1 protein-coding gene is annotated in these 934 nt (G+C 74.3%); it reads left to right on the top strand.

Features of this window, described 5'->3' with window-relative positions; translation table 11 throughout:
* Positions 1-934 (top strand): acyltransferase domain-containing protein (locus VM95_RS37705; RefSeq protein WP_045706012.1); only part of this gene is annotated, 934 nt, incomplete at both ends.

Genomic DNA, 934 nt, shown 5'->3' with positions numbered 1-934 from the left:
GCGCTGCGGGCGCAGGCCGAGCGGCTGCGGTCGCACCTGCTGGCGAAGCCCGAACTCTCGGTCGCGGACGTGGCGTTCTCGGCGACGACCAGCCGGGCGCTGCTGGAGCGGCGCGCGGTCGTGGTGGCCTCGGGGCGTGAGGAACTGCTGGAGCGGCTGTCGGCCGTCACGGCGGGGACGGGTGCGGTCGGCGGCAAGTCGGCGTTCCTGTTCACCGGGCAGGGCTCGCAGCGGGCCGGCATGGGCCTGGAACTCGCGGGCGCCTTCCCGGCGTTCGAGCGGGCGCTGAGCGAGGTCTGCGCCGAGCTCGACCCCCGACTGGGGCGTCCGGTGCGGGAGTTGATCGCGGCCGGCGGCGAGGAGCTGAACGCCACCGAGTTCACCCAGGCCGCGCTGTTCGCCGTCGAGGTCGCCCTGTTCCGCCTGGCGGAGTCGCTCGGCCTGCGTGCCGACTACCTGGTCGGGCACTCGGTCGGCGAGATCGCCGCCGCGCACGTCGCGGGCGTGCTGTCGCTCGCGGATGCCGCCGAACTCGTGGTCGCGCGCGGCCGGTTGATGGGTGCGCTGCCCGCCGGCGGCGCCATGGTCGCCGTCCAGGCCACCGAGGCCGAGGTCGCCGAGTCGCTGGCCGGGTTCGACGGCCGGCTGGAGATCGCCGCGATCAACGCGCCCACCGCGATCGTCGTCTCGGGCGACGCGGACGCCGCCGAGGAGTGGCTGCCCAGGGTCGAGGGCCGCAAGACCACCCGCCTGCGCGTCTCGCACGCCTTCCACTCGCCCCGCATGGAGCCCATGCTGGACGAATTCCGCGCAGTCGCGCAGAAGTTGACCTACACGAAGCCGCAGATCCCGGTGGTCTCCAACGTCACCGGCGCCCTGGTCGAGGCCTTCGACGCCGAGTACTGGGTCCGCCACGTCCGCCAGGCCGTCCGCT

Source organism: Streptomyces rubellomurinus (assembly GCF_000961885.1).
In the GTDB taxonomy this organism is placed as follows: Bacteria; Actinomycetota; Actinomycetes; order Streptomycetales; family Streptomycetaceae; genus Kitasatospora; species Kitasatospora rubellomurina.
Note: the sequence above shows the minus strand (reverse complement) of the source record. Positions and strands in the feature narration are given on the sequence as shown.